General features: G+C 60.1%; 5 protein-coding genes. 1 reads left to right on the top strand and 4 read right to left on the bottom strand.

The window, feature by feature from the left end:
* Both ACK4OE_RS25245 and ACK4OE_RS25240 read right to left on the bottom strand, forming a co-directional pair.
* A partial coding sequence (locus ACK4OE_RS25245; protein WP_409889174.1) for a nuclear transport factor 2 family protein occupies window positions 1-446 on the bottom strand: 446 nt, incomplete at its 3' end.
* A gap of 202 nt (window positions 447-648) precedes the next feature.
* Entirely contained in the window at window positions 649-1,047 is a 399-nt protein-coding gene (locus ACK4OE_RS25240; protein WP_409889173.1) for a c-type cytochrome, read from the bottom strand.
* Window positions 1,048-2,343: 1,296 nt separating this feature from the next.
* Here ACK4OE_RS25240 and ACK4OE_RS25235 point away from each other — a divergent pair.
* Window positions 2,344-3,207: a Crp/Fnr family transcriptional regulator gene (locus ACK4OE_RS25235; RefSeq protein WP_409889172.1), complete on the top strand. Its 864-nt coding sequence runs from the start codon at window positions 2,344-2,346 to the stop codon at window positions 3,205-3,207.
* A gap of 183 nt (window positions 3,208-3,390) precedes the next feature.
* On the opposite strand, the gene ACK4OE_RS25230 is transcribed toward ACK4OE_RS25235, so the two are convergent.
* Together ACK4OE_RS25230 and ACK4OE_RS25225 are read right to left on the bottom strand one after the other, a co-directional pair.
* Window positions 3,391-3,990 (bottom strand): PAS domain-containing protein, encoded by a 600-nt coding sequence (locus ACK4OE_RS25230; RefSeq protein ID WP_228898365.1) that lies wholly within the window; start codon window positions 3,988-3,990, stop codon window positions 3,391-3,393.
* A 43-nt stretch (window positions 3,991-4,033) separates the two neighbouring features.
* Window positions 4,034-4,572 (bottom strand): PAS domain-containing protein (locus ACK4OE_RS25225; protein WP_409889171.1); only part of this gene is annotated, 539 nt, incomplete at its 5' end.

The raw sequence follows: 4,572 nt of genomic DNA, 5'->3' as shown, positions 1-4,572 counted from the left end.
AGGTTGCGCTGCTGCAGGCGGCCTACCGGGTACACCTCGCCGTCACGCGCCAGGCCGTAGGGGATGGAAATGCTGCTGTGGGCAATCTTCCAGTCGCCCTCCTCATGGCGAAACACCAGCATCAGCCGCGCGGTCTCGCGGGCAAACAGGGCGTCAGGAATGGGCAGGCGGATGTGGAAAAACGCCGTGACGGCCACCACGTCATCGCTCAGCTCCTGGGGGAAGAGGTCCACCACGTCAATGCCGATGCGGCCGGGCACCTGGGCAAAGTCCTGCAAGGTGACGTCAATCCAATCGCTACGGCTCTTGACCAGCTGGTCGCTGCTGCCCGCAAAGCCGCTGAAGTTGTCACTAAAACGGGTGACCAGCCTCCCGTCCCGTGCGGCATACATCTCGATGTATTCGTCAAACAGCAGGCGAATCAGCCGTTGGCGTTCTGGGGACATGGAAGGGGTTCCTATCGAACAGCGAAGGGGGGCGGCCCTGCTGTGCAGGCTGCGGCCGGGCGCTCTGATGAATGTAGCACTGCATGCTCTGTCTGTGCATGTGCCTTGTGCGGCTAGCAAAACTCCTCTGGCGGAGTTGCTGCACCTTGTCTCTCGCACGGCCCCCTCCCCCAGGTTGCAGGCAAGGGTTAAAACGCCAAACTCAGAATGCGTCGCCGGTAACGCGAACAAGGAGGCCGTTCGGGTCAGAGCCCTGGGGGAAGCCCGCTGTCGGGGAGATTTTCAACGCCGTTGCGCCAGGCTTGGCAAAGTGATAGATGCTGTCGTTCAGGTAGCGGGCAACGTCAAGGATGTCTTCCTCGCCCCACGCCAGCCTGGCTTCGCCCTGCCACTTGCGCACCTCGGCGCGCAAGCTAGGCCAGTCCGTGACCGCCCTGCCGGCGCGCCAATGCAATTGCACTGTGTGGCAGGCGCTGCAATGCGTCGAATAGAGCAATTCGCCGCGCCCCTGGGCCATCGCAGGGTTTGCAACCACTGCGATGCCGAACACAGTGCCAACAACCCCACGCAAGACCAATAGCTTCGATAGGTACGCTGTCATTCATCTGCTTTCAAAGGGTGAATCCCACAACGCCAGCAACGCCCGTAATGCGGATGGGTCGATGGGCCGGGCGCCGGAACCTACCGACGCGGCCACCCAGAAGTCTGCAGTGTCTCCGGACTGTCACACGATATCGGAGCCATGGCGAGCACACTGCGGGGCGCGTTCAAGCTGCCCACGCCAACGAAGCGAGTAACAGCAAAACCGCGATAGCAGCCATGGTCGTCCAAAACCGATTCGCGATGATTTCGTTCATGGCCTTGACCTCGCTTCGGAGTAAAAAAAACCGCCCGCGCGCGCGCCGACACTCCTTCACGTGCGTAGACAATTCGGCCAGTTCTGCGGGCGTCGGGCTGGGCATTTCACCGAATGCCGACGTGCTCCACTGAAGTGTTTGACGGGGAGAGGTTTGCATAAACTGCTCCAATGTTTGGGCGCAGGGTGTCCACGCCCGTGGTCAATCAATATGCGGCAGACCTGGAAAGAACGCCCATGCCAGCGCCCTCGCGCTGCACCATCCACTCACATGGTTGCGCACTTGAGGCGAGGTGTACCGAGGGCGCATCAAGTCGCTCCAGAAGTTCCAGATGCGTCCCCCTTGGGCATCAGCGGATGCTGAACGAAGGGTGCGGACCGACGCAATTGCTCCAGTGCATCCAGGCACCCGTCAAGTACATCGCCAGGGGCCTGCAACCGACAGACCGCGCCATCGGACGGAGCCCTTCCGCATGCCGTCCGCGCTAAAGTTTCGAGCACAGCCCTGAACAACAGATCCCAATCCTCCGTTTCAAGGCCTGCGGCTGCGGGCTGAGGATCGGGCGTGTTGGGGGGAGGTGGCACCGGCAAACTGGTCTCCGTCAGGCTGGGGGAGGCATCCACAAGGGGCCACGGCCTCGATAGCCCTCCCTGCGTTTCTTGCCGTTCGGTCAGAGACTTCGTGGAAAACAATGGAAAGGCTGATTGAAACCTGCTTCGCAAGGTCATCGCCTTCGACATGTCGGGTTCAGTCATTGTCATTGGATTGCTCCTATCAAAATTCTTCGCACTCACCATGCGTGCCCGTTGGGGGTGCACTTGCCACTTGCGCCAGATGGACACCCCAACAGCTTGTTTTTAGAACGCTGCCGCCTTTGCGTCTGTACGGTCGCGCACTCTGCCGAGCGCCGCAGATGTGCAGCCTGCGCGGGTGTAGGCAAAGTCGTCGATCCGTCAAAGTCGAGATTGATCGGAAACCGATAGAGATCAAACAAACAGCAGCTATTCGTGTGGTTGCGGACAACTCTTACGTTTCGGAACATGACGTTTTCTTGTGGGGTCGGATTACCGTTCTCCTGGTCGGTTTTCGATCTTTGCCGCCAGGCATCACCCGAAAGGAAAATCGTGATCTTTGATGCCTACCCCGCAGAAAACCTCTTGGTGAGCTCGCTACCGGATTCAGACCAGCGCCGCTGGCACCATCTGCTCGAACCTGTTGATTTGCAACTGGGCCAGGTGCTCAGTGAGTCTGGGCGGACGCCCAGCCACGTCTACTTCCCGACCACCACCATCGTGTCCATACTTCACGTCCTCCAGGATGGCAGCTCTACCGAGGTTGCGATGGTGGGCTGTGAAGGAGTCGTGGGCATTTCGTCCTTCCTGGGGGGCGTGACCACTCCGAGCCGCAGCGTCGTTCGAAGTGCCGGTCAGGGTTTTCGGCTCCCGGCCGGCCTGATCCAGGAAGAGTTCGAGCGGCATGCAACCGTCAAGCAGCTGATGCTGAAGTACACGCAGGCGCTGATGTGCCAAATGCTCCAAAACGCAGTCTGCAACCGACATCACTCCGTTGATCAGCATATCTGCCGTTGCCTTTTGGAAAGTCTGGATAGGCTGGGAGGCAATGAGCTGGTGATGACACATGAACTCATTGCGCAAATGCTCGGCGTGCGGCGCAGCGGGGTCACCGAGGCAGCGCTGAAGTTGCAGGCAGCGGGATTGATCCGTTACCACTCGGGCCACATCACGGTGCTTGACCGCCGTGGCCTGGAGCACCGCAGCTGCGAGTGCCACGCCGTCGTGAAGGGCGAATACGCTCGGCTGTTGCCAGACTTGAGGGCGGCTTCAGACAGCTTCTCTCTAAGGGATAGCGCCCTGGTCCCTGACCTCCGTCTTGTTCGCTCTTGAGGTTTCCAGAATTCGTCACATCCCGTCCGCCGCTCACACCATTCACTGTGCATGCCGTTTGCCCTGAGCCTGTCGAGCGGCTTTCACGCACGGTGGCCGAGTCAAAACCTGCGCGAACAAGCAGGGCTGGTGGGTGGCACTGAACCTCAACGCCCTGCGGTGCGCTGCACCGAAGGCACCGCCCTAACTAGACGGCGCAGGCGCCAGGAGCACCAGGATGAAACGACCCGAAGACACTTCCTTGTCGGCGCTGCACAGGAGCGTCCGAGAGACGCCGCCCTGTGGCAAAAAATGCAACTCGCACGTCTGAGGTGCGGCACCCGCGCGCGCTTGTGCGAGCATGCTCTGCAACTGTGCGTTGCTGGCCGTAGTCAGGAAACTGGCGAAAGACTGGCCCAGCACACCATGGCTGGCAGCACCCAGCAGCCGGACGCCAGCGCGGTTGATTTCGCACACCACAGTGGTCTCATCGATGACCAGGAACGCTGCGGGCGCGCGCTGGACAAGGTTCGTTTGGCGCGCCAAGTGGTTCTCCAGGTCGGCCCGCGAAAGCCGAAGTTCCTCGTGCTGCATATCGACCTCGACCTGGTGGACCTGAAGCTCGTGCAGCAGCGCCAGGGCGTCACCGGCAGTGGACGGCGAAGACGCGAGCTTGTACAGAACTGCCATGGCCTCTGATGTGCTGGTGCGTGCAAGGTCGCTTCGGACGCCACCCGTTAACTGCCCCGTCGCTCGCTCGCGCAAGCTCGACAGATAGGACGAAGATTCTGCGAGGTGTGACATGAATGCTCCTGAAAAGAGTGTGCTATCCGCAGTCGCTCTGACTCTACCCCTTGCGAAGGCGAGATTCGAGCTCTTTCGCCGTGGTGATGTCGATGAGGGTGATGACCACGCCCTGGATTACGTCGGCGAGCGTTCTGTAGGGCTTGATACGCACCAAAAACCAGAATCCATCGGTCGTCGTGATTTCTTTTTCCGTCAATGTCAGCGTCTTCAGGGTTTGCCTGGCGTCGTCATTGAGCGCAGGGTAGTTCAGCGTGCTGGCCAGATCGGTCAACGGTCGGCCGATATCCCCTTCTCGCAGGTGGATGATGCGTGTGATCTGCTCGGTATAACGGCGCACGTTCAAGGCGCTGTCCAGAAACAGGGTGGCGATGTCCGTGCTGTTGAGCAGGTTTTGCATGTCGCTCTGGGCCAGCGCCAGATCGTCCAGTTTGGTTTGCAGCTCCTGGTTCAGCGTCTGAAGCTCTTCGTTCATCGACTGCGACTCTTCTTTGGAAGTGGTCAGTTCTTCGTTGGCAGACTGCAGTTCCTCGTTGGTGGACTGCAACTCTTCGTTGGCCGCCTGCAACTCCTCTGCCGAGG

It is taken from the genome of Acidovorax sp. (assembly GCF_046314175.1).
Taxonomy (GTDB): domain Bacteria; phylum Pseudomonadota; class Gammaproteobacteria; order Burkholderiales; family Burkholderiaceae_C; genus Acidovorax.
This window is presented reverse-complemented; position numbering and strand designations above follow the sequence as displayed.

Bases quoted from the DNA above. Each gene is read 5' to 3' on its own strand.
- ACK4OE_RS25230 (WP_228898365.1), bottom strand. From the start codon at position 3,990: ATGTCACACCTCGCAGAATCTTCGTCCTATCTGTCGAGCTTGCGCGAG.
- ACK4OE_RS25235 (WP_409889172.1), top strand. From the start codon at position 2,344: ATGACGTTTTCTTGTGGGGTCGGATTACCGTTCTCCTGGTCGGTTTTC.
- ACK4OE_RS25240 (WP_409889173.1), bottom strand. From the start codon at position 1,047: ATGACAGCGTACCTATCGAAGCTATTGGTCTTGCGTGGGGTTGTTGGC.